Origin of the sequence: Streptomyces sp. NPDC089799 (assembly GCF_040684755.1) — a bacterium.
In the GTDB taxonomy this organism is placed as follows: Bacteria; Actinomycetota; Actinomycetes; order Streptomycetales; family Streptomycetaceae; genus Streptomyces.
The window spans coordinates 94,313-114,678 of sequence record NZ_JBFBGR010000003.1 but is presented as its reverse complement, the minus strand read 5'-3'; the positions used below and the strand labels follow the sequence as shown (position 1 = coordinate 114,678).

General features: G+C 69.9%; 17 protein-coding genes and 2 pseudogenes. 12 read left to right on the top strand and 7 right to left on the bottom strand.

What is annotated here, in order from left to right:
• Nucleotides 1-7 precede the first annotated feature (7 nt).
• Together AB0O36_RS03695 and AB0O36_RS03690 are read left to right on the top strand one after the other, a co-directional pair.
• A complete protein-coding gene (locus tag AB0O36_RS03695; protein WP_365103537.1) occupies nt 8-1,345 on the top strand; it encodes an MFS transporter in 1,338 nt (445 codons plus the stop codon).
• A 115-nt stretch (nt 1,346-1,460) separates the two neighbouring features.
• Complete coding sequence (locus AB0O36_RS03690) at nt 1,461-2,288, top strand: phytanoyl-CoA dioxygenase family protein (RefSeq protein ID WP_365103534.1); 828 nt, start codon at nt 1,461-1,463, stop codon at nt 2,286-2,288.
• Nucleotides 2,289-2,524: 236 nt separating this feature from the next.
• Here AB0O36_RS03690 and dpgD read toward each other — a convergent pair whose 3' ends face one another.
• A complete protein-coding gene (gene dpgD / locus AB0O36_RS03685; protein WP_365103531.1) occupies nt 2,525-3,310 on the bottom strand; it encodes an enoyl-CoA-hydratase DpgD in 786 nt (261 codons plus the stop codon).
• 353 nt (nt 3,311-3,663) lie between these two features.
• Between dpgD and AB0O36_RS03680 the strand changes: the two are divergent.
• Nucleotides 3,664-3,825: pseudogene (locus AB0O36_RS03680) on the top strand (pirin family protein); the annotation flags it as partial.
• 1,003 nt (nt 3,826-4,828) lie between these two features.
• Here the strand turns inward: AB0O36_RS03680 and AB0O36_RS03675 are convergent.
• Genes AB0O36_RS03675 through AB0O36_RS03660 form a run of 4 tightly spaced genes read right to left on the bottom strand, consistent with a single transcriptional unit; the run spans nt 4,829 to nt 8,688 of the window.
• Complete coding sequence (locus AB0O36_RS03675; protein WP_365103528.1) at nt 4,829-5,662, bottom strand: tryptophan 2,3-dioxygenase family protein; 834 nt, start codon at nt 5,660-5,662, stop codon at nt 4,829-4,831.
• Nucleotides 5,655-6,602, bottom strand: a complete 948-nt coding sequence (locus AB0O36_RS03670) for a diiron oxygenase (protein ID WP_365103525.1) — start codon at nt 6,600-6,602, stop codon at nt 5,655-5,657. Before AB0O36_RS03670 ends, AB0O36_RS03675 begins: the two co-directional genes overlap by 8 nt.
• The gene (locus tag AB0O36_RS03665) at nt 6,599-7,882 is read right to left on the bottom strand and encodes an aminotransferase class I/II-fold pyridoxal phosphate-dependent enzyme (protein ID WP_365103522.1); all 1,284 of its coding nucleotides are present in this window, start codon (nt 7,880-7,882) and stop codon (nt 6,599-6,601) included. The genes AB0O36_RS03670 and AB0O36_RS03665 overlap by 4 nt, the downstream gene beginning before the upstream one ends.
• Nucleotides 7,882-8,688, bottom strand: a complete 807-nt coding sequence (locus AB0O36_RS03660) for an SDR family oxidoreductase (RefSeq protein ID WP_365103520.1) — start codon at nt 8,686-8,688, stop codon at nt 7,882-7,884. Before AB0O36_RS03660 ends, AB0O36_RS03665 begins: the two co-directional genes overlap by 1 nt.
• 958 nt (nt 8,689-9,646) lie before the next feature.
• Here AB0O36_RS03660 and modA point away from each other — a divergent pair.
• Both modA and AB0O36_RS03650 read left to right on the top strand, forming a co-directional pair.
• Nucleotides 9,647-10,459 (top strand): molybdate ABC transporter substrate-binding protein, encoded by an 813-nt coding sequence (modA, locus tag AB0O36_RS03655; RefSeq protein WP_365103517.1) that lies wholly within the window; start codon nt 9,647-9,649, stop codon nt 10,457-10,459.
• Nucleotides 10,460-10,553: 94 nt separating this feature from the next.
• Nucleotides 10,554-12,542 (top strand): ABC transporter permease, encoded by a 1,989-nt coding sequence (locus AB0O36_RS03650; RefSeq protein ID WP_365103514.1) that lies wholly within the window; start codon nt 10,554-10,556, stop codon nt 12,540-12,542.
• Between the two features lie 255 nt (nt 12,543-12,797).
• Here AB0O36_RS03650 and AB0O36_RS03645 read toward each other — a convergent pair whose 3' ends face one another.
• Complete coding sequence (locus tag AB0O36_RS03645) at nt 12,798-13,385, bottom strand: molybdopterin-dependent oxidoreductase (RefSeq protein WP_365103511.1); 588 nt, start codon at nt 13,383-13,385, stop codon at nt 12,798-12,800.
• Nucleotides 13,386-13,780: 395 nt separating this feature from the next.
• Here AB0O36_RS03645 and AB0O36_RS03640 point away from each other — a divergent pair, with 395 nt between their 5' ends.
• The 4 genes from AB0O36_RS03640 to AB0O36_RS03625 all read left to right on the top strand — a co-directional run bounded on the left by AB0O36_RS03640 (nt 13,781) and on the right by AB0O36_RS03625 (nt 17,390).
• Nucleotides 13,781-14,479 (top strand): M24 family metallopeptidase, encoded by a 699-nt coding sequence (locus AB0O36_RS03640; RefSeq protein WP_365103509.1) that lies wholly within the window; start codon nt 13,781-13,783, stop codon nt 14,477-14,479.
• A gap of 104 nt (nt 14,480-14,583) precedes the next feature.
• Nucleotides 14,584-14,712, top strand: a complete 129-nt coding sequence (locus AB0O36_RS03635; protein ID WP_365103506.1) for a hypothetical protein — start codon at nt 14,584-14,586, stop codon at nt 14,710-14,712.
• 145 nt (nt 14,713-14,857) lie between these two features.
• Entirely contained in the window at nt 14,858-15,871 is a 1,014-nt protein-coding gene (locus AB0O36_RS03630) for a hypothetical protein (protein ID WP_365103504.1), read from the top strand.
• A gap of 148 nt (nt 15,872-16,019) precedes the next feature.
• A complete protein-coding gene (locus AB0O36_RS03625; protein WP_365103501.1) occupies nt 16,020-17,390 on the top strand; it encodes a hypothetical protein in 1,371 nt (456 codons plus the stop codon).
• A 105-nt stretch (nt 17,391-17,495) separates the two neighbouring features.
• Here the strand turns inward: AB0O36_RS03625 and AB0O36_RS03620 are convergent, their stop codons facing one another.
• On the bottom strand, nt 17,496-17,885 hold the full coding sequence (locus tag AB0O36_RS03620) for a gamma-glutamylcyclotransferase family protein (RefSeq protein ID WP_365103499.1): 390 nt from the start codon (nt 17,883-17,885) through the stop codon (nt 17,496-17,498).
• Nucleotides 17,886-18,064: 179 nt separating this feature from the next.
• On the opposite strand from AB0O36_RS03620, the pseudogene AB0O36_RS03615 reads away from it, so the two are divergent.
• The 3 genes and pseudogenes from AB0O36_RS03615 to AB0O36_RS03605 all read left to right on the top strand — a co-directional run.
• Nucleotides 18,065-18,197 (top strand): annotated as a pseudogene (locus tag AB0O36_RS03615) (sulfite oxidase-like oxidoreductase); the annotation flags it as partial.
• A gap of 217 nt (nt 18,198-18,414) precedes the next feature.
• Nucleotides 18,415-19,050 carry a molybdopterin-dependent oxidoreductase gene (locus AB0O36_RS03610; RefSeq protein ID WP_365103497.1) on the top strand — a complete coding sequence of 212 codons (636 nt, stop codon included), beginning with the start codon at nt 18,415-18,417 and terminating at the stop codon, nt 19,048-19,050.
• Nucleotides 19,037-20,353: a Dyp-type peroxidase gene (locus AB0O36_RS03605; RefSeq protein ID WP_365103495.1), complete on the top strand. Its 1,317-nt coding sequence runs from the start codon at nt 19,037-19,039 to the stop codon at nt 20,351-20,353. Before AB0O36_RS03610 ends, AB0O36_RS03605 begins: the two co-directional genes overlap by 14 nt.
• Nucleotides 20,354-20,366 lie beyond the last annotated feature (13 nt).

Below are 20,366 nucleotides of genomic sequence, written 5' to 3'. Positions count from 1 at the left end.
CATTTCTGTGTCAGATTCTCTGGACTCTTGGGAAGATTCACCGGGAGGTCTCCACAAGCCGACGAAGAAGAAACGGAGAACGCTCCTCTTCGCCAGTGATTCGATCTACCGGCTGCGGGACTTCCGTCTGCTCTTCTTCGGCTCGGCGATCAGCATGTTCGGCACAGAGGTGGGAAATCTCGCGGTGCCCCTGGTGGCGGTGATGTCACTGGATGCCACCGCGGGCCAGGTCGGCCTCCTGTCGGCCATGTCCACGGCGGCGTTCCTGCTCATCGGGCTGCCCGCAGGTGCTTGGGTGGACCGTCTGCGGCGCCGCCCCGTCATGATCCTCGCCGACTTCCTGCGTGCCGCCCTCTTCGCCTCCATTCCGCTGGCCTGGTGGCTGGACGTCCTCTCGTTCGGCTGGTTGATGTGCGTCGTGTTCGCCTGCGGCGTCCTCTCCGTCTTCTTCGACCTCTCGTCCCAGAGTTTCGTCCCCTCGGTGGTGAAGTCTGATCGACTCGTCGACGCCAACTCCCGTTTGGGCTCACTCGATGGATTCACCAGCATTGCGGGGCCGAGCCTCGGAGGCCTGATCGTCCAGGCCATCGGTGCCCCCCTCGCGGTATTGATCGATGCAGTGAGCTATCTTTGGTCGTCGTTGTGTATCGCGCTCATCCGGCACCGGGAAGAGAAAGTACGGCGAACCGAGGAGAAGCGCCTCCTGCGCGATGTCATCGAGGGTGTGAAGTTCGTCTGGTCGCACCCCTTGCTCCGCGCCCTTTCGCTTTCGGGCGCGATCACAAATTTCTCCTACCAGATCATCATCATCATGATGCCGGTCCTCTACCTGCGTGAGTTGGGCTTGACCGCAGGGTCGGTGGGAGTGTTCCTGGGCTGCGGTGGCGTCGGCGCACTGCTCGGCGCCCTCACCGCACGCAGTGCTGCGGAGAAGGTGGGGCACGGACGCCTACTGTGGACGCTGGACCTCGTCTCCGTGCCGTTCTGCCTGCTCCTGCCCCTTTCCGACAGGGGAACCATGCTGTGGCTCTCGTGCATCGCATGGGGGGTCATCGTTTCCCGCAACGGCATGAAGAACGTCATCGTGGTGAGTTTCCGGCAGACGGTCACGCCGGCTCGTCTGCTCGGCAGGATGAGCGCCACCATGCGGTTCATCCTGTTCGGCGCCCTCACCGCCGGCTCCGGCGTGGCTGCCGTCGTGGGAAGCCAGTTCGGCGTGCGGGCCGCACTGTGGGTCGGGTCGGTGGGGCTGGCCATGACGTGGATCCCCATCGTGCTCTCACCCCTGAGGGCGATGCGGTCGCTCCCCTCGGCCGTGCCGGACACAGAACCCGCTCCTGCCTGACAGGAACGGGCCTCGAGGGCGCGGGCGGCAGAAATGCCCACAGGTGCTTCCGCCACGAACAGTTGCTGCAGGGCCGCCGCGCACGGCGCCAATCAACGAACAAGGAGATACTTGCATGTCTGTTTTCACGGATTCGAGTGCGGGCCTTGACCTGCTGAAGTCCCGTTACGACCAGGAGGGCCACTGCGTCCTGCCCTACCGGTTCAGTGATGAGTCCGTCGACCTGCTGCGCCGGCGAGTGGCGGAGATCAGCAGCCAGACGAGGCCTGAGGTCGTTCACGAGAAGGACAGCGCCCTGGTTCGGGCCATCCACGGGTGCCACGAGTTCGACGAGGTCTGTGCGGCACTCGTCAGCCACCCGACGCTGGTGCGGATCGCGGAGGGCCTGATCGGTGGTCCGGTGTACGTCTACCAGTTCAAGGTCAACCTCAAGCAGGCCCGTGAAGGGGCCGCCTGGCCCTGGCACCAGGACTACGCCTTCTGGCGCGAGGAGGATGGAATGGAACGCCCCGACGCGGTCAACATAGCCATCCCGCTGGACGATGTGCATGAGGACAACGGGCCGCTGCTCGTCGTTCCCGGATCGCACACCCTGGGGCTGTTCGACCTTCCCGAACGCTCGGAGGAGAACTCGGACTGGCGGCAGCACGTCTCGAACGATCTCGCCTACACCGTGAGCACGGAACGCGCCGAGCGGCTGATCGCGGAACGGGGGAAGGCCTGGATCCTCGGGCGGGCCGGCAGCCTGCACGCGTTTCACCCGAGCATCGTGCACTCGTCGTCGAACAACTCTTCCGAGGACCGGCGCGCGTTGCTGCTCATCACTTACAACGCGGTCGACAACGCGCCCCGAAACCCCGTACGGCCGGACTTCCTCGTGGGCCGTGACACGAGGCCGATCCAGCCGCGTGACGACCACCGCCTCGTCCTGGACCCCCAGTGACGCGGAACGGGGAGGGACGTGCGGCGTCCGGGGGACGGGCCTGGCTGGGCAGGCTGAGGCGCGGCATACGTCGTTCCACGGACTTCCTCTGTTGTCCGGTCTGCCTGACGGCGCACGCCCGGGGTCTGCGGCCCCGCGGCCACGGCGGTATCGCCGAGGTTCCACCGGGCTGATATACCCGCCGGTGGGCGGCGGACGTCACGGATGTGCGTGCGCCGCCCACCGGCGACCGCTGGTCAGCGCGCTTCCCACCGGGGGGCGCGCTTTTCGGCGAACGCCAGGGGACCTTCCAGGGCGTCTCGGCTCAGCATGCGACGTTCCTCCCAGGGATAGCGCGCCGCGAACGCCTGCTCCAGGGACATGTCGGCGGACTTCGTGGCGGCCTCCTTGATGGCCCGTACGGACAGCGGCGCACACCTCAGGATGTCGGCCACCCAGCCGTCGACGCAGGCGTCGAGGTCTTCGGCCGGTACGACGTCGTTGACGAGACCGAGCTCGAACGCGCGCTGTGCGTTCATTGGCCGCCCCGTCAGCAGATGGCCCATGGCCGTCTTCCACGGCAATTGCCGGGACAGCCGAAACACCCCGCCCGCTCCGGCCATGAGGCCGAGTTTCGCCTCGGGCAGAGCAAAAGTCGAGTCCGTGGAGCAAACGACGATGTCGCATGCCAGCGCGAGTTCGAAGCCTCCACCCATGGCATATCCCTGGACTTTCGCGACGACCGGCTTGGCCAGGTCGAACCGCTCCGTCAGGCGGGGCCAGCCCGCCTTGCCCCGGCTGCCGAACGTGGCAGTGCTTGCCGTTCCCTCCTGGACGCGGCCGGCCAACTCCTTGAGATCCTGTCCCACGGAGAAGGCCCGATCGCCCGCACCGGACAGTACGGCCACCCATATGTCGTGGTCGGCTTCGAAGTCGTCCCAAACTCCGGCGAGTTCCTCATGCATGCGCAAGTCCATGGCATTGAGGACCTCGGGTCGGTCGAGTGTCACGCGGGCAATGTGTCCATCCTTCTCGTAGCGCACCCTCGAGAGTTTCGGGCTGGGCTGGGCGGCTGACCGATCGCCCGCGTCGTGGCTATTTGACATGGCGTCAACCATATCGAACCGGTTGTCGTGGAGGATTTTCTGGACAGGTCGGGAAACTGGGCTCGCCTACCGTTCGCCGAAGGTGGCGGCCGTGCGCTGGTGGGAGTGGTCCCATGTCCTTCGCCACTTCCACACCGACGCGGTCGCCCTTCGGAGTCTGCCTGGGCGAGTAAGGAGGTGGGGAGGTATGCCCCGACCAGGCAGTCTGCGGGAGATCCTTCCATGCTGACTTTTGCTGACTTTTAAGACCGTAACGCTCTGACCTGCGGAAACGTCGAGCGATTCAATGGTTCTGGAACTGGGTCTCAAGAAGTCATGAAGAGGTCGTTCAGGCCCGTGAGGACTGGATGAACGGAACCCGGTTCGGTGAGGTCAAAGGCTATGACGGGCCCCCGATCCCGGCCCCCGAGATCCCCCCAACTCACCTGAAACCACGGGGTCGTGTGCGATGACTATGTGATGGTTCGGGATCGAGGCCGGGGCCTCGCCGAAGGTAGGCGACGCCCGGTTCGCTGTGCTGTCCCGACCAGTGCGAAGCAAGTGTGAGGCGGAGCAGCAACCCGGGAAGTTTCTCATGTGTGACTCTTCGCGGCACGGTGTGCCAGGACCAATGCTGACCCTGGACAACTTGATTCTGAGCGCGGCGGGCTGACGCAGCCGGTCCTCAAACCCCTGCCGAGTCCGCCATCATTGGCCGCCTCCGTCATGGCGGCCTGCCCAGCGGTGTGGTGGTGCCTCGCCGTGTTCGTCCCGGAGGACGTTCCCCCGACGGGCTCCGAGGGCGGCCAGGCGGGTGGCTCCGGACGCATTGTGCGAAGTCGACATTGGCACAGTGGATCCGAACGATGCGGTCCGTGCCCGAGGGGTGGTACCCGAGGCCCTTTCTGCACCGACTGCCCTCGCCGACTGTGCTGCGATCTTTTGGCTGTCGGTCGTGGCGTGAGACAGCGGCGCCAGGTCAGCTCGCGGTCGCCGTTCGAACCCCGAAGGCGACCAGGACTGTCCCTGCCCTGCGGCTCATCCCACGCCGGAACCGGGGTGTGCCGATCGCCGTACGTGCGGTGGCGAGCGCAGTCGCCCAGCACAGCAACCACACCAGCAGGACCGTCATGTGCGCGAGCGCGAGGGCGGCGATCCGCGCTGCGACGGGGCTAGGGAGCGTGGGGAAAGATCGTGAGATCTCCCCGCACCATGAACCAAGACCCGCGGCTGCTCGTCTTGCGGGCGGCATGCCGGGCGGAGTCAGGACAATCGACCCAGCTGCGCGACGACCACGCTGATCCATCCGTATCCGGAACCAGTCGTCCCGCGCGGAGACGGCTCCCCGCAGAGGGGCCGCCAGGTCCCCCTGCGCGCAGATCGGGGGGTCATCGCGCAGGGGGCCCAAGCCGCTCCGGGAGCATGTGCGGGGCACCGTCGTGCCTCCAGGCGCCCCTCGCGGGCCGCAGCCGACTTTCAGGGTGCCGTCGGAGCCCCCGGTAGTGCCGCGGTGCGGGCCAGCCAGAGCTCCGGGAAGAAGCGCCGGTGCACAGCCGCCCGCAGATGGTTCACGCCGCTGCTGCCGCCGGTGCCCGGTCCGGCGCCGATCTGTCGCTCCACGAGCAGTGCGTGGCAGGCCCGCCACTCCGTCCACACCTCGTCCAGATCGACGAGCACCTCCGCCAGGTCCGCCAGTTCGGGCAGGTGCGCGGGCTGCCGGGGATCATTCCCGGTGTCGGTGGCACCGGTCAGAGCCGCCAGCCGTGCGTAGGCCTCTTGCCGGCCCTCTTCCGTCGCCGTCGTGAAACCGGTCTTGTCCAGCAGCCGGACGAACGCGTCCCACACCGTCGGCTCGGCGAGCCGGGCCCGCAGCCGTTCCCGTTCTTCCGGGCGCAGCCCGGCGATCAGGTGGTCGCCGTACGGTCCGCGAACCCAGTCCGAGCCGGCCAGCGCCGCGATCTCGACGTACTGCGCCGACTGCGCGCCGCTGCTGCTGCCGAGCACGCCCCGGAAAGCCCGGAACTCCCGGGGCGGCATGGTGCGCAGCGGATGGATTCCGGCGATCAGCGCCCGGGTGATGACCACGGCCCGTGCGAGCCGTGCCCGGGCCGCCCGCGGGTCGTCGTCCAGCATCCGGTCGCGGGCGTCGGAGAGTTCGCCGATCAGCTGGCGGAACCACAGCTCCTGCACCTGGTGGACGACGATGAACAGCCGCTCGTCGGGGACGCCGTCGGCGAGCGGTACCTGGAGCGCCAGCAGCTGGGGCAGCTTCAGGTAGTCCGGGTAGGTGACCTCGCCGGTGTCAGTCATCGGTGTCCTCCGGCGCGCGCAGACCGTACGAGGCGAATGCGTCCGCCGCGCCCGGCAGATCGAACGCGTCGACCTGGGCGCAGAGCCGGAGCGTGGAGCGGGAGACCGTCTGGATGCGGCCGATGCCGGCGTCTCCGCCGTAGCAGTCGGTGATGACCGCCTCGATCCGGTCCTCGTCCAGGCCGGCCAGCCGCAGCGACACCCGGACCGGCTCCACGTCCCAGTCCAGCGCGGCGCGGATCATCGCGGGCAGCGCCCGGGCGGCCAGGATCCGGCGGGGCCGGTCAAGGCGGGCCCACAGCTCCAGGAAGAAGGCGGAGAAGAACCGGTGGTGGCGTCCCTCGTCCTTGGCGTGGTCGCGCATGAGGTCGCGCACGGTGCTCACCACCGTCGGGTCCTGCGGCACCTCGTTCAGCACGGCCGTGATCAGCGTCTCGAAGACCACCGCCTGCAACTGCCCGGCCAGCAGCGGGTCCTCGGGCAGCAGCCGTCGCCCGCTGTCCTGGAGCGCCGTGACGAATCCGCCGTAGTCGACGTCGGGTACCTCGATGCCCGTGACGGCCGCGATCTGGTCCGCCAGGTCCAGGCTGTAGAGGGCGTGGTAGCCCTCGTCGCAGTAGACCTTGAAGGCGTCCATCCGCAGGGCAGAAGGGAAGTGCATGCCGGTGTTGCCGTTGGCGACCGGCTCCGCCGCTCCGTTGACCACCCGGGTCTCCAGGTGGGTGGTCGAGTGCAGGAACTGGTAGAGGTGGCGCACGGATATCTCACGGATCCGTTCCGGGGCCAGCGCCTTCACCTCGGGGTGGTCCAGGTGCGAGACCAGGGCGTGAGGGAAGAAGACCCGGCCCTGTTCGGTCTCCGCGTGGAAGATACGTCGGACTCCGCCCCGCACGCCCGCGCTCTCGTACCAGCGGTCCAGGGGGCTCGGTGCGCTGCTCATGGGCGGCTTCCGTTCGGTGAGGGGGAGGAAGGGGAGGACGGGGAGGGCGACGGGGCGGGCAGATGTGCCGCGATCCTGTGGACCGCCTCGGTGACGAGCGTGGCGTCGACCGCGTGGCACAGCCGGAACCAGCCGGGCTCCGGCGAGCGGAACGCCCCTCCGGGCAGGATGCTGACCCTGGTGGTCTCGAACAGTTCCGCCCACAGGCGCTGTTCGGCGTCGAAGCCGCTGCCGGGCAGCCAGGCACGCAGGTCGAGCCAGACGGAGAAACCCGCGTCGGCCGGGGCGTACGGGATGCCGTGCTCGTCCAGCAACGAGCACAGGTGCGCGTACGAGGAGGCCAGCCTGTGGCGTCCCTCCGCGAGGAAGGAGGTGGTCCAGGCGGGGTCGGCCAGCAGCTCGGCCAAGGTGTTCTGGGTGGCGGTGGAGACGGGCGCGAAGTAGGCCATGGCCCGGGCGGCGGACCGGACCTGGGGGTTGCGGGTGTGCAGTACGCCGGTTTTCAGGCCGGGCAGGGCGAAGTCCTTGGCGAAGCCCCAGACGACATGGGTGCGGTGCGCCCAGTGCGGGTTGACGGCCGGGTCGGTGGCGCTGGTGAACTCCCGGTCGCCGAAGGCCGAGTGGGCGTAGATCTCGTCGGAGATCAGGTCGACGTCGTGTGCGCGGGCCACCCGCAGCAGTGCGGCGAGGGTCTCGGGCGGGTGCGTTTCACCGATCGGATTGGACGGTGAGGAGACCGCGACCGCGCGTACCGTGACGCCCGTCGCGCGGGCTTCCCGCAGGGCGCGGTCGACGGCGGCGGGTGCCAGCCGGAAGCCGTCGGTGGGGGAGAGCGGGGCGGGCAGGATCCGGGCGCCGGATCTGCCGCCGAGGTCGGTGTCGAAGGCTCCGTAGTACGGCGCGGGCACCACGATCGCCTCGCCCGGGTCGCACAGCACGGACGCGATGGCGTCCAGGGCCCCGGTCGCGCCGCTGATCACGACCAGATCGTCCGGGTCGAGCACGGTCCGGCAGGTGGTGGAGAGTAGAGCGGCCACTCGCTCGCGCAGCACGGCGGTGCCGTGCAGGGGTGCGTAGCGGGCGGTCTGCTCGGTCATCGGGGGAAGCGCGGCGAGCCGGTCCCGCAGCAGGTCCCAGAGCAGGCGGTTCTCCGCGGTGCCGAGGTTGAGGTAGCCGTCGGGGCGTGCGTCGGGGTGGTAGGGCTCTGCCTCGGCGCGGAAGTGGGCGTCGGCGATCGCCGGGGTGTCGGCGAGCAGCCGGGCGGCCTGGCGGGAGACCATCACGACCGCCCGGTGCCGGCGCCGGCGGCGGCGAGCATGCCCGGATTGACGCCGAGGCCCATGGAGGCGTCGATGACGGCGCCGTGCAGTGGTGCGGAGTGCTCACCCGCGAGCCAGCGGACCTGTTCGGCGATCTCCTCGGAGCGGATCATACGGCCGCCCGGAAGCCGGGTGACCAGGGCGTCGCGCTCACCGGGCGACAGCCGGTCCAGGGTGCTGGCCTGGAACATCGTGGTCTCCACGACGCCCGGGCAGAGGGCGAAGACGTGCACCGGGGTGTGCGCCAGCTCGGCGGCGAGGTGCCGGGTCAGGTAGGTGAGGGCGGCCTTGCTCATCCCGTCGGCGGGGTGGAAGCCGGGGAACTGGAAGATCCCGCCGCCCACGCTGGAGATGTTGACGATCTTTCCGTAGCCGCGGTCCAGCATCCCGGGCAGCAGCTGCTCGATGAGCCAGAGCGGGCCGACCGCGTTGATCTGGAAGAACGCCGACGCCAGGTCGTGGCGGGGGCCGTCCGCGTAGTGTTCGACGGTCTTGGAACCCACTGCGGCGTTGTTCACGAGGATGTCGACGGGACCGGGCAGCCGGTCCAGGAGCCGCTCGTGGTCCTCCCAGTCGCCTTGGTCGAAGGGGAAGGCCTCGACCTTGGCGCGGCCGGTGAGGGCCAGCTCCCGTACGAGGTCCTCGGCCCGGTCGCGGCCGTTGCGGTACGTGAACCAGACGGTCCGGTCCGCGTCCTGGGCGAACCGTTCCACACAGGCCCGGCCGATTCCGCCCGAGCCCCCGGTGATGAGCACATTTCGGGTCAACTGCGTCCCCTTGAATCATGGATGAGGCTCTGCCGCGGCGTGCGGCGACGTGAGCAGAGCATGTGCCAGGTGAGGGGCTGCGCGAGCATAGCATCAGCTAGTCGTTGTTGAGATTCCGCTTGCATTTGCGGTCTCTGTCGCCAGGTGCCCGTGTCGATTTCGAGGGGTGCGTTCACATGGCCGGGGGTCGGAGCCTGGGGGCTTCGCCCGGACCCCGACGTCAGAGCGGCGCCCTCCGCTTGCCGCCTTCCGCTTGCCGCCGGCCGCGACCCTGTCGCGAGATGCTCCGAGGAGCTCGACGTTCGCGTGCAAGAAGCAACTCCGCATCGCCGCCCCCTCCGAGCCGGCGGACAGGGGTAAGTGCGAGGCCATGAAGGACTACCTGCAGCGGCTGCAGCCCGCCCGCAACTGCGTCCACGAGCATCCGCAGGAATGGGCGAACGTGTGGGCGCGGGACACCGGCGTGCCCTACCAGGTGGCGCTGGAGGCTGTGCACCGTATGGCGGGCACGACGGTGCGGGTCGCCGTGGAGGAGGCCGCCGTCGCTTCCGAGCAGCAGATCGCCGTCCGTGCGGGCCGCGGCGTCCGGACTCCGATCGGCCGGCACGCCCACACCGGCGGCGGGAGCAGCACGCTCCGGCCGCCGGTCCGGTCGGCGGTCGGGAGCTGTTCGTCGGCGACCGCTACGTGTTTTCCGATCGCGTCCGCCACCCGAATGGCCGTGCGGCCATGCGGTCTGCCGGTTCCCCGGACGTCGCAGAATGCTCGGCCCGGCTGCCTTGCGGTGTGGCGGGCTTCAAGCCTTTCGCACCACCCCTCGTCGGGCTTCGCAGCTCTGCTCGCGAAGTGCAGATGCGGTGTTCCGCCCCTCTACTTGTGGCATCTGCGTCACGCGCAAACCATTGCGCCGCGCGTTTGCAGATTCTCCGGTTTCCGTTCCCGAGGAGCTGACAAGACCATGCCGAGCATTCACCTTCCGCGTCGCGCTGCCATGGCCCTGCTGGCCGGCTCTCTGCTGATTCCGGCCCTCGCGGGTTGTGGCAGCGACACCAAGGACAGCGGATCGGCAGCGAGTCCGAGCGGGAGCGCCTCGTCGACGGCGCCGGCGGCGAACCTGACGGTCCTGGCCGCCTCCTCCTTGACCGACGTCTTCCAGACCGCGGGCGCCGCATACGAGACGAGCCACCCGGGCACCAAGGTGAACTTCTCTTTCGCCGGCTCGCAGGAACTGGCGGCACAGGTGCGCCAGGGCGCCCCGGCGGACGCGCTGGCGACGGCCGACACCAAGACCATGGACGGACTGAAGTCCGAGACCGGAGATCCGGTCATCTTCGCCAAGAACCGCCTGGTCATCGCCACGGCTCCGGGCAACCCCCACAAGATCGAAGGCTTGAAGGACCTCTCCGACCCGAACCTCAAGGTGGTCCTGGCGGCCCCCGACGTACCGGTCGGCCGCTACAGCCGTGAGGCCCTCGACAAGGCAGGCGTCACCGTCAAGCCCGTCTCCGAGGAACCGAACGTACGGGCCGTCCTGTCCAAGGTCGAGCTGGGCGAGGCCGACGCGGGCATGGTCTACAAGACCGACACCACGGCCTCCAAGGGCAAGACCGACGCCGTCGAGATCCCCGACGACCAGAACGTCATCGCCTCCTACCCGGCGGCCGCCCTCAAGGAGTCCAAGAACCCCCAGGCCGCGTCCTCCTTCGTCACGTGGCTGACCAGCGCCGAAGCGCAGCAGATCCTCCAAGCCGCAGGTTTCCAGCAGCCCTGACCGGCGCCGAGTGGTCCGTCCGGCCCTGCGGACGGTCCTTTCACCGGTCTCCGAGCCCCGCCGGGTGAGCAGACCGGTCCCGTGGAGGAGGAAGATGCCCACGAGCGTGCGCCCCGACAGCGCCACCCCGACCGCTCCTGCCGGCCGCGCCCGGCGCCCCGGCAGGCCGCGCCGCGCCGGGACCCGGCCGCCCCTGGCCCTGGTCGTTCCCGCCTTCCTCGCGGTCGCGTTCCTGGCCATCCCGCTGATCGGGATCCTGGTGCGGACCCAGTGGTCCGAGCTCGGCGCCCACCTGACGACCCCGGGCGCGCTGGAGGCACTGCGCCTCTCCCTCTTCGTCTCCTTCTGCGCACTGGGCCTGTCCCTGTTGCTCGGGGTGCCGCTGGCCTGGCTGCTGGCCAGGGTGGACTTCCGCGGCAAGACGCTGGTGCGCTCGCTGGTGCTGCTGCCGATGGTGCTGCCGCCCACCGTGGGCGGTGTCGCCCTGCTGCTCGGTTTCGGGCGGCGCGGCCTGCTCGGGCCCTTCCTGGAGGACACCTTCGGCCTGACCCTGCCGTTCCACACGTCCGGCGCGGTGGTGGCCGCCACCTTCGTGGCCATGCCGTTCCTCATCATCAGCCTCGAAGGCGCCCTCGGCGGGCTGCGGCCCGGCTACGAGGAGACCGCGGCATCGCTGGGGGCCTCGCCGCTGAGGGTGTTCCTGACGGTGACCGTGCCGATGGTGGCACCCGGCCTGATCGCGGGCGCGGCCCTGACATGGGCGAGGGCCCTGGGCGAGTTCGGTGCGACCATCACCTTCGCGGGCAACCTCCCCGGGGTCACCCAGACGCTGCCGCTGCAGGTGTACCTGCTGCTGCAGGACTCCCCGGAGGCAGCGACCTCACTGTCCCTGCTGCTGCTCGTGATCGCCATGGTGGTGCTGATCGGCCTGCGCGGACGATGGACCAGCGACCACGCCGTACGGGACATCCACCACAGGACCGTCACCGACGACCCGGTCGCAGACGCCCCCGAACCACACGTGCCCGAACCGCCGGCCGAGGACGCGCGCTGGGCCCTGCACGCCAGGGTCACCGGGTTCAACCAGCTGACGCTGGACGCCGAGCCGGGCACCACCATCGCCGTGGTCGGCGAGAACGGCGCCGGCAAGACCACCCTGCTGCGCGCCCTCCTCGGGCTCACCCCGCGGGCCCACGCCGACCTCCGGCTCGGCGACACCGACACCACCTCGCTGCCCTTGCACAAACGACAGGTGGCCTGGGTGCCACAAGACGGTGCACTCTTCCCACACCTGACCGCCCTCGCCAACACCGCGTACGGGCTGCGCGCCCAGGGCACGCCCAAAGCCGAGGCCCTGCGGGCGGCGCAGCTCTGGCTGGACCGGCTCGGCGTGGGCCACCTCGCCCGCCGCAAGCCCGCCCAGCTCTCCGGCGGCCAGGCCCAGCGGGTCGCACTCGCCCGCGCGCTGGCGGCCCGGCCGCGCCTCCTGCTCCTCGACGAACCGCTGGCCGCCCTCGACCAGACCACCCGCGCCCGGGTCCGCCACACCCTGCGCACGCACCTCGGCGGCTTCGGCGGCGTCTGCCTGCTCGTCACCCACGACCCCGTCGAGGCGGTGTCCCTGGCCGACCGGGTCCTCGTACTCGACCACGGTCAGGCCCTCCAGGACGCGCCACCCGGTGAAGTGACCCGGCACCCCCGCTCACCGTGGGTGGCGCGGATGCTCGGACGCAACGCGTGGCCGGGCACCACCACCGAGACCGGGCTGGAACCGGATGCGGGAGGGAGCCTGGTCGTCGCCGAACCCGAACGGGCAGGAGTGCGGGCCCTGGCAATCGTCGCGCCGGAAGCCGTCTCGCTGCACACCGCACGGCCCTCCGGCAGTCCCCGCAACGTATGGGAGGGAGCCGTCAGGGAGATCACCGCGGCGGGAAGCCGGCTGCGGGTGCTCATCGCCTCCGAAACCACCGCGGACACCGTCGCGGAGGTCACGCCCCAGGCCGCCGCCGAACTGGGCCTCGCCGACGGAGTACCGGTCTGGTGCAGCGTGAAGGCCACCGAGATCACCCTCGTCACCCTGTGACGGCACCGCTCCCGGGCATGGAGGGCCAACCGAAGCAGCGGCGCGCAGGACGGCATTGTTCGGTCGATCAACCACTGCTCCCGACGTCCGGCCCGCTGTTAGGTTCACCTGGCCGACGCGGGCCGCACCCGCTCAGGCCGACGGTGACGTGCCCCCGGCTACCGCGATGGCCTCGGGGCGCGACGGCCGGGTGGGCAGGGGCAATCCGTTCTTCCCCTGCGCACCCGGCCGCAGCCGGAGCGGGGGACAGCCCGCTCACCCTGCCTCGTCCTCCTGATAGGAGTGCCGGCTGCCCGTCCAAGGGTCGGCGATGTTGTGATAGCCGCGTTCCTCCCAGAAGCCGCGCCGGTCCTGGGTCATGTACTCGATCCCGCGCAGCCACTTGGGGCCCTTGTAGCCGTAGAGGTGCGGCACGACCAGGCGCAGCGGGAACCCGTGCTCGACAGTGAGCGGCTCCCCGGCGTGGTGGGTCGCCATGAGGGTCTGCTCGCCGTAGAAGTCCGCGAGGCGCAGGTTGGCGCTGTAGCCGTACTCGGCCCAAGCCATGACGTGCGTGACCTCGGGAGCCGGTGGCGCCAGTTCGAGCAGGAGGGCGGCGGGCACTCCGTAGAACTCGTGCCCGAGCGTGCTGGTGCCCGAGGCGCAGTGCAGATCGGTGGTGACCGTCGCGGTGGGCAGCTCCAGGACCTCCTTGAAGGACCACGAGTACGTCGTCCCGCTCGCGGTCGCGCCGAACACCTGAAGGTTCCACCGATCGGGCCGGAAGCGGGGCACCGGGCCGTAGTGGGAAACGGGCCACCCCCTGACCACGCGCTGCCCCGGCGGCAGGACCGGAATCTCCACGACGTTCTCCACGACCTCAGGGGGCTGGCATATGCAAGCGAAAAGAGCACTCCATGGTTGCAAATCCCAACCATTGTGGCAGATCGGCCCTTGGTCGTTCCGCCAGGGCCGCGCCCCGCGCAGTGAACCGTCTCGTATTCGGATCCAGTGGTTCCGCTCGGGGTGCCGTTGATTGGCTGAGGGCACACCGGCCCGGAGCAGGCGAGCGGCTTCCCCTGCCCCGAGGACCTGACGAGGTGCCCCGACGCGCGATGGTATCGGTAGTCAGCGCGCGGGGGCCCGGTCTTCTCGCCACGCCCCGACCCTGGGGCACCGCGCGCCCGGCCCAGGGCCGGTAGCGCCGGGCAGCCGGACCCGCGGTGATGCGCGGGACCGGCACGACAAGGGAGCACGCGATGGTGGCACTGGACCGGATGGACGCTCAGCTGCGCACCCTGCACCTGACCGAATCCCAGCGCATGGCCCAGTACGTGTTCGACGCGGTGATCGCCTCGAACGTCATCGTGCCGGGACGCCGGGAGGGAGAGGCCGACCAGCGGATCGCCCGCATCGCCGAGGAGGAGTTCGGACTGCGCGCCGGTCTGATGGGAGGACGGTTCGTGCGATCCGGCCCGAACACCGTGCTGGGGGGCGGCTGGCCGGACCGGGTGATCGGCGCGGACGACGTGGTCGTCGTGGACTTCGAGCCGCTGCTCCGCCCGTACGAAACGGGATTCGCCCGCACCGTGGTCCTCGGCAACTGCCCGCAGCGCCGCCGTCTCGTACACGACCTCACCGCCGTCGCCACCGCGGCCCAGGACATGTTCCGCTCCGCGGCGGCGATCACCGGCCGGGAACTCCATTCACGGATACAGGCCCTGGCCACCGCCGCCGACCGGTCCCTGGGTTCCTGGCATGTTGGACGCATGACGGGCACCGTCCCCGGCCCGCGGAATGAGGCGCGGCCAGCCCAGTTCATCTGCCCCGACAACAACCAGCCCCTGCGCCACACCTTGGACAAGGGGTGGCGAGCCCGCTGGATCCTGGAAATCCGCCTCATCGACGAATACCACGGTACTGCCGGCACCCATACCGAACTCCTCGGCATCAACTGACGAACCCGCCGACGCCGGAAGAGGGAACGCGCCGACCGATGACCACGCGATTGCCGTCCTCTGCGTGCGTCGCTGCCACTGCTGTTTTGGGTGGTGGTCTTCCCTTGATTCCGGCGACCCCGACGACCATGCTGTGGGGATTCTCCGGGAGCCTGGACTGGCCCCAACTGATGTTCGGCACGGGGATGGTGCTGGTCCCGGTACTGCCGGCCGCCGAGGTGCTGGGGTGGTAGCCGGTGCCGCGCAGCGACCTGGTGAAGACCGCCGGGCCATGACGGTGTTACCGCTGATCAGCCGATCGTGTCAGTGCCCGATCGCATACTGACGCCCATGCAGATATCGGTGCACACACTCAAAAGGGCCTGGCACCAGGTGGTCGTGGGATCTGACGTGCTCGACGAGGCGATGCTCCCGCCTACCGGTACCTCTCCCGACCAGTATGAGCGGCGCGTGGGCGAGTTGCGCAGCGGTGGTCTCTTCCTGGTCCTGGACGAGACCGGCACGGTGCGCGGCCACACCGGTCCCCACCAGGAGGTTTTTGTTACCCAGGATCTGGATCAGGTGTTGTATTTCGCCGCCGAGGACGCGGTCCGCAGGCTAGCGGAGCACATCGCGGCCAGGTCCCCGGGCCGCGGCCCGGTGGCCAATCTCGTCGTCGGGCAGGCCGCGCTGCTGGACCGGATCAACCCCGCCTGGGGCAGCAGATTCCGCAGCGGCGGCATGGACGGGACCCAGCCCTCCACCGCGTGCGGACGCGACCCGCTGGAGCGCCTCGCCTGGATCGCCGACGGTTGGCGAGAGCGCGACCCGTACAGCCACCTCTCCTTCTTCCGTGGTGAGAGCGTCAACGCCGAACAGATCGCCCTGCTCCACGGAGCCGACCCCACTCAGATCGCCGCCGGAACCCGTTTGGCGGATCTGCGCGACATGGACGGCGGGACCTTCGACTACTGGGACATCGTCCAGGACACCTGTTGCTTCGGGCAGGGCGGCGGCTGGGCGTTCCTGATGTACCACCAGACACCCGGCCTCGGGCCCGATGCTCAGGCTCTCGCGCGTCTCGGCGTCACCGAGTCGGTCCAGCTGAACGCCGTCCCCGCGAGGGGCATCTACACCTTCGAATACATCCGAGACGGCCGTCGCGTCGACGACGGCTGGGGCGCCCGGGAATTGAGGTGGTACGACCGCGGCCGCGCCCCCTTCTTTCGAGGCGGCCGGCTCGACTTCCTCAACCAGGCCATACGCCGCGCGGAACTCGACCACCCCGGACTGACCGACGAGTTCGAGCTGTACTTCCACGCCCTCGAAGACGCTTTCGACCTCCAACTGCCCCGGCAGGACATTCAGCAGGGAACAGTCCGGGCCGCACAGTGGGCACGCCACGACAGTTGACAGTCCTGCGGGGAAGGGTTGCCAAGAGCCGTTGCATCTCACGGCAGCCCGGCACCCGGTTGTCAGTGGCCCAAGGCAAGATGCGCACCATGTGACGGCCTGTCGGATCGTGGGGTTCGAGGCCGTCGGCTGTCAGAGGAGGGGTGCTGTGCGTAGGCCGGTCACAGGCGAGGTGCACGTTCACTATGGTCAGATCTACGTGTCGAGCGACCCGGACGATCCGATCCCGAACCTCTCCGAGACGTTCGCAGGCCAGAGCGGGGGACTGTGCGGGGCGGCGGTCCCAGGTGCTCTCTTCCTGATCACCGGCCTGCACACGGGCAACGTCGGCTTCGCCGTGGAAGTGCACGACGAGGAGCCTCTGCTGGACCCGGTCTGGGAGGACGTGGTGGAGGTCTCCTTCCGCCCGGTGTCGCAACGCACCAGTCTGGTCCAGTGGGCCGGTGAAGCCGCCTGGGACCTGAACCTCGCCCGCGCCGACTACCGCGTGCGCTATTGCGCCCAGGGTATGGACGAGGGGCGGGAACTCGACACCCGGATGTCGGGGGAGTCACATGGCGAAAGCTACCTCCTGCAGTTCTGGCCCGCGCCGCCCCGCGCGGACCGCGTGGTCCGCCAGACCTCGCAGCAGGCCGCCTACTGGCACCGCCACGCGCGCGCACTTCCGCCGCCCCCCACGCCGGAGCAGCGCGCCGAGACCGAACGCCTGGCCCGTCAGGCGCAAGAGCTGGCCGCCGAGGAGCAGCGATTGCGCTTCGAGCTATGGCAGTGGGGCGGCCGACTGCCGAGCGAGCGACTGCGCGGCGTCGGTGGCGATGTCCACGGTCTGCTCCCCTTCGACGGTGACCTGGTCCACGCGCTCGATGGCGCGGATTCCGGGGTCCAGCGCGCGATCGCGGTGCTGGCCGCCCGACGGGCCTGCGAGGCGGCGGGTCTGACCGGCGTCTCGTGGGTGGCCCAGGCGCTCACGGCGTTGACCGAGGGGCGTCCGCTACCACCGCCGTTTGACGACATGAGCCGGATGTGGGAGACGCTGAGCAGCGATCCGCAGGTCCCGAGTCGGTCGGTGCTCGAGGCGGTACCTCCGGAGCGACCGCCCTACCGCGTGCTGACATTCCCGGCGGGGGCCGGGTGGACGCGGACGGCGCTCGTGGTCATGGAACCGGAGGACAAGGGGCCCAGGCGGCAGGACCCGGGCCGGGGACTGAGCGCGCTCCTACCGCCGGCGCCCGGCGGCGACAGGCCGACACCGGCCGGGGATGTGGGGGACGGCGCCCCGGCGGAACACTCCTCCGACACGGTGCACTCGTCCGTCTTTGCGGGCGACCGCCGGAATGTGGGCGGCCCCCTGCCGATCTTGCAGGCCTACTTCGCTCTTCCCGCCGTACTCGCCGCCGCCGAGCCCGACCCCCTGAAGGCGTCACTGAACGCGGTGTTCCAAGCGGTGAGCACGTACGGTGAGCACTACCCAGAGCTGCTGGAGGAGATCCGGTCGGCGTGCGCCGGTCAGGAGGAGTAGGCAGCCGTTCGCCCTCATGGGTTCTTCGATGCACGGGGCCATGTCGCAAGCGCGGCTTGCAATGGGAACCTCAACCGGGGTCGGTTCGCGAAATGCCGTGCGCAGTCAGCAGGCGGCGTCCGGCCCGCCATCGCGCGCGGGTGACACGTTCGCGCTCAGGTAGGCCCAAGCCGTGGCGCCCGAGCCGAGGGTGACCCGCGTGCGTACGTAGTCGTCGGTCTCGTAGTCGTCGGCGGCGGCGAACTCCGCATCGGTGAGCCGGAATACGGTGCCGGCAACGGCGTCCTGCTGGGCGGCGGGAGTGACCACAGGGTGCAGGTCGCTACCGCTGACCGAGATTACTTCCGGATCGGTGATCCGCACATGAGTGACCCGGTGGCCGGGCAGTGTGCCGGGTTCGCCCTCCAGCAGTCTGCCGAACCGGTCGAGTTGCACCTGCGGGGACTGCAGAGTGCCGTATGAGAACAGCAGGCCAGTCAGTACATCGGTACTCACGAGAACTCTCCTTCCTGGCAGATGCTGCGGTGATCGTCTCTTGCTACCGACCGGTCGCTGCGGCTCTGACATGCCGGACGGCCGCTGCGCCGCATGCTGGGGGAGGGGTGGCGGGCCCGATGGATCCTGGGGATCCGCGCGATTGACAAGTACGAAGGCGTTCCCGGGATCCACTCCGAACCCGCCACAACGGCGAGCCGCTCACCGCCGAACACGGTTTCCCGCTGCGCCTGGTGGGGGCGCGGCTCCCGCAACATCGCCGACCCGTGGACGGAGCAGCGTCACTCGTACGAGGAGGGCGACGGCGCGTAGGCAGGCAGGTGCGGGTTGTGGAATCCGACCGTCTCCGCGCATCGGGTCTGGAGATTCCGGAGAGATTTCGAGTAGTGGCTGGCAGGTGCGGTTTGTTCGATATCTTACTCCCTGCATTTACCAGCTGGGTCAGCTGATCAAGCCCGCAGACGCGGTCGAGCTCAACAGGGTTCGTGCGGTGATCGTGGCGAGCCCAGCCCTAGAGAGGAGCCCCCTCGTGGTCCGTCGCGCATCGCTGCCCGTTGTGGCCGCCGTCGCCGTTCTGATGCTCGCCGGCTGTGGCGACAACACTCCGGCGAAGGCCACCGGCTCGCCGGCCGCCTCGTCGCCCGCCGCCGGAGCCGGCGCCTCGGGCGCGGCGTCCCCGTTGCCCGCGCTGAAGCCCGGCGAGGTGCGGGTCGCCGGCCAGGTGGACAAGCCGTACACCGTGACGCTCGCCTCGCTGCGTGGTCTGCCCCAGGTGTCGGTGGAGGTGGAGTACACCAGCGCCAAGGGTCAGCAGAAGCACACCTACCAGGGCGTCCTGCTGCACGACGTACTCAAGGACGCGCAGCCGCGCTTCGACGCCTCGAAGAAGAACGGCCAGCTGCGCGGCGTGGTGGCGGCGACCGGCGGCGGCGACTACCGCGCGGTGTTCGCCTGGGCCGAGCTGGACCCCGGCTTCGCCAAGTCGCAGGTCCTGCTGGCCGTTTCGGAGGACGGCAAGCCCTTCGACGACGCCGCCGGCCCGCGGCTGGTGGTGCCGCAGGACAGCAAGGGCGGCCGATACGTCTCCGAGCTGAACCAGCTGTGGGTGGGCACCGTGGACGCGGCCGTCGACGGCACCGGCGGAGCCTCCGGTGCCGGAAGCTGACCAGCAGCCGGACGCGACGGGCAGCGAGGAGCGCGGCCCGCGGCCCGTTCCGGCCGCCGATGCCGACGCATGCGCCGAAGCGGCATCGCCCTCCCCGCCGCGTACGCCCGGGGAAAGGCGTACGCGGGTCTCCCGGCGGCTGCTGCTCGGCGTGGGAGGACTGGCGACGCTCGTCGGAGGCGGGGCCGCCACCGCCGCAGTACTGCGCGGCGGCGACGGGAGCACCGGTCCGGCCGTCGTCCCGTTCCACGGTTCCTCCCAGGCAGGGGTACTGACGTCTCGCCAAAGCCACGTCCGGCTTGCCGCCTTTGACCTCGGGGCCCGCTCCGACCGGGGTCGGGCCGCCGCCCTCCTGCTCCGTTGGACGGGAGCTGCGGAACACCTCACCCGGGGCGAGGCCGTGCCTCCGGGGCTCGAGCCGCCCGGGTCGCGGGCGGTCGAGACGGGGGCGCTGGCCGACACCCGTCCCGCGCGCCTCACCCTCACCTTCGGCCTCGGCCCGAGCTTCTTCGACCGCACCGGATTGGCCGCCGCCCGCCCCGAGGCTCTCGCCCCCCTGCCGGCTTTCCCCGAGGACCAGCTCGACCCCGCTCGCAGCGACGGGGATCTCCTGGTGCAGATAGGTGCCGACGACGCCTTCGTCACGGCCCACGCCCTGCGCACCTTGCAGCGCCTGGCCCACGGCGAGGCGAAGCTGCGCTGGACCATGACCGGCTTCACGGCCGCCGATGGTCGCCGCAACCTGATGGGCCAGATCGACGGCACCAACAATCCGGAACCCACGCGCGCCCTGCTCTCCGGTGAGGGCGTACCGCCATGGCTTGTGGGCGGCTCGTACGTCGTCATCCGGAGGATCCGGATGCTGCTCGACCACTGGGACACCCTGCCGCTGCCGCACCGCGAACAGGCCCTCGGCCGGCGTGCCGCCGATGGAGCCCCGCTGACCGGCGGCACAGAACGTACATCCGTCGACCTCGCCGCTGTCCGCCCCGACGGGGTCCCGGTCATTGCCGCCAACGCCCACATCCGGCTCGCCGCATCCGCCTCGAACAACGGCGCCACCATGGTCCGGCGCAGCTGGTCGTACCACGACGGCCTGCGCGCCGACGGCACCCCGGACGCCGGACTCCTCTTCACCGCCTGGCAGCCGGACCCCCGCACCGGCTTCATCCCTGTCCAGCAGCGCCTGTCCCGCGGCGACGCCCTGTCCCGCTACCTGGTCCACGAGACGTCCGCGGTCTTCGCCGTGCCCGGCGGAATCCGTTCGGGCGGTTACGTCGCCCAGTCTCTGATGGAAGCCTGAGTCCGACTGGTCG

Bases quoted from the DNA above. Each gene is read 5' to 3' on its own strand.
- modA (WP_365103517.1), top strand. From the start codon at position 9,647: ATGCCGAGCATTCACCTTCCGCGTCGCGCTGCCATGGCCCTGCTGGCC.
- AB0O36_RS03640 (WP_365103509.1), top strand. From the start codon at position 13,781: ATGGTGGCACTGGACCGGATGGACGCTCAGCTGCGCACCCTGCACCTG.
- AB0O36_RS03690 (WP_365103534.1), top strand. From the start codon at position 1,461: ATGTCTGTTTTCACGGATTCGAGTGCGGGCCTTGACCTGCTGAAGTCC.
- AB0O36_RS03670 (WP_365103525.1), bottom strand. From the start codon at position 6,602: ATGAGCAGCGCACCGAGCCCCCTGGACCGCTGGTACGAGAGCGCGGGC.
- AB0O36_RS03675 (WP_365103528.1), bottom strand. From the start codon at position 5,662: ATGACTGACACCGGCGAGGTCACCTACCCGGACTACCTGAAGCTGCCC.
- AB0O36_RS03650 (WP_365103514.1), top strand. From the start codon at position 10,554: ATGCCCACGAGCGTGCGCCCCGACAGCGCCACCCCGACCGCTCCTGCC.
- AB0O36_RS03665 (WP_365103522.1), bottom strand. From the start codon at position 7,882: ATGGTCTCCCGCCAGGCCGCCCGGCTGCTCGCCGACACCCCGGCGATC.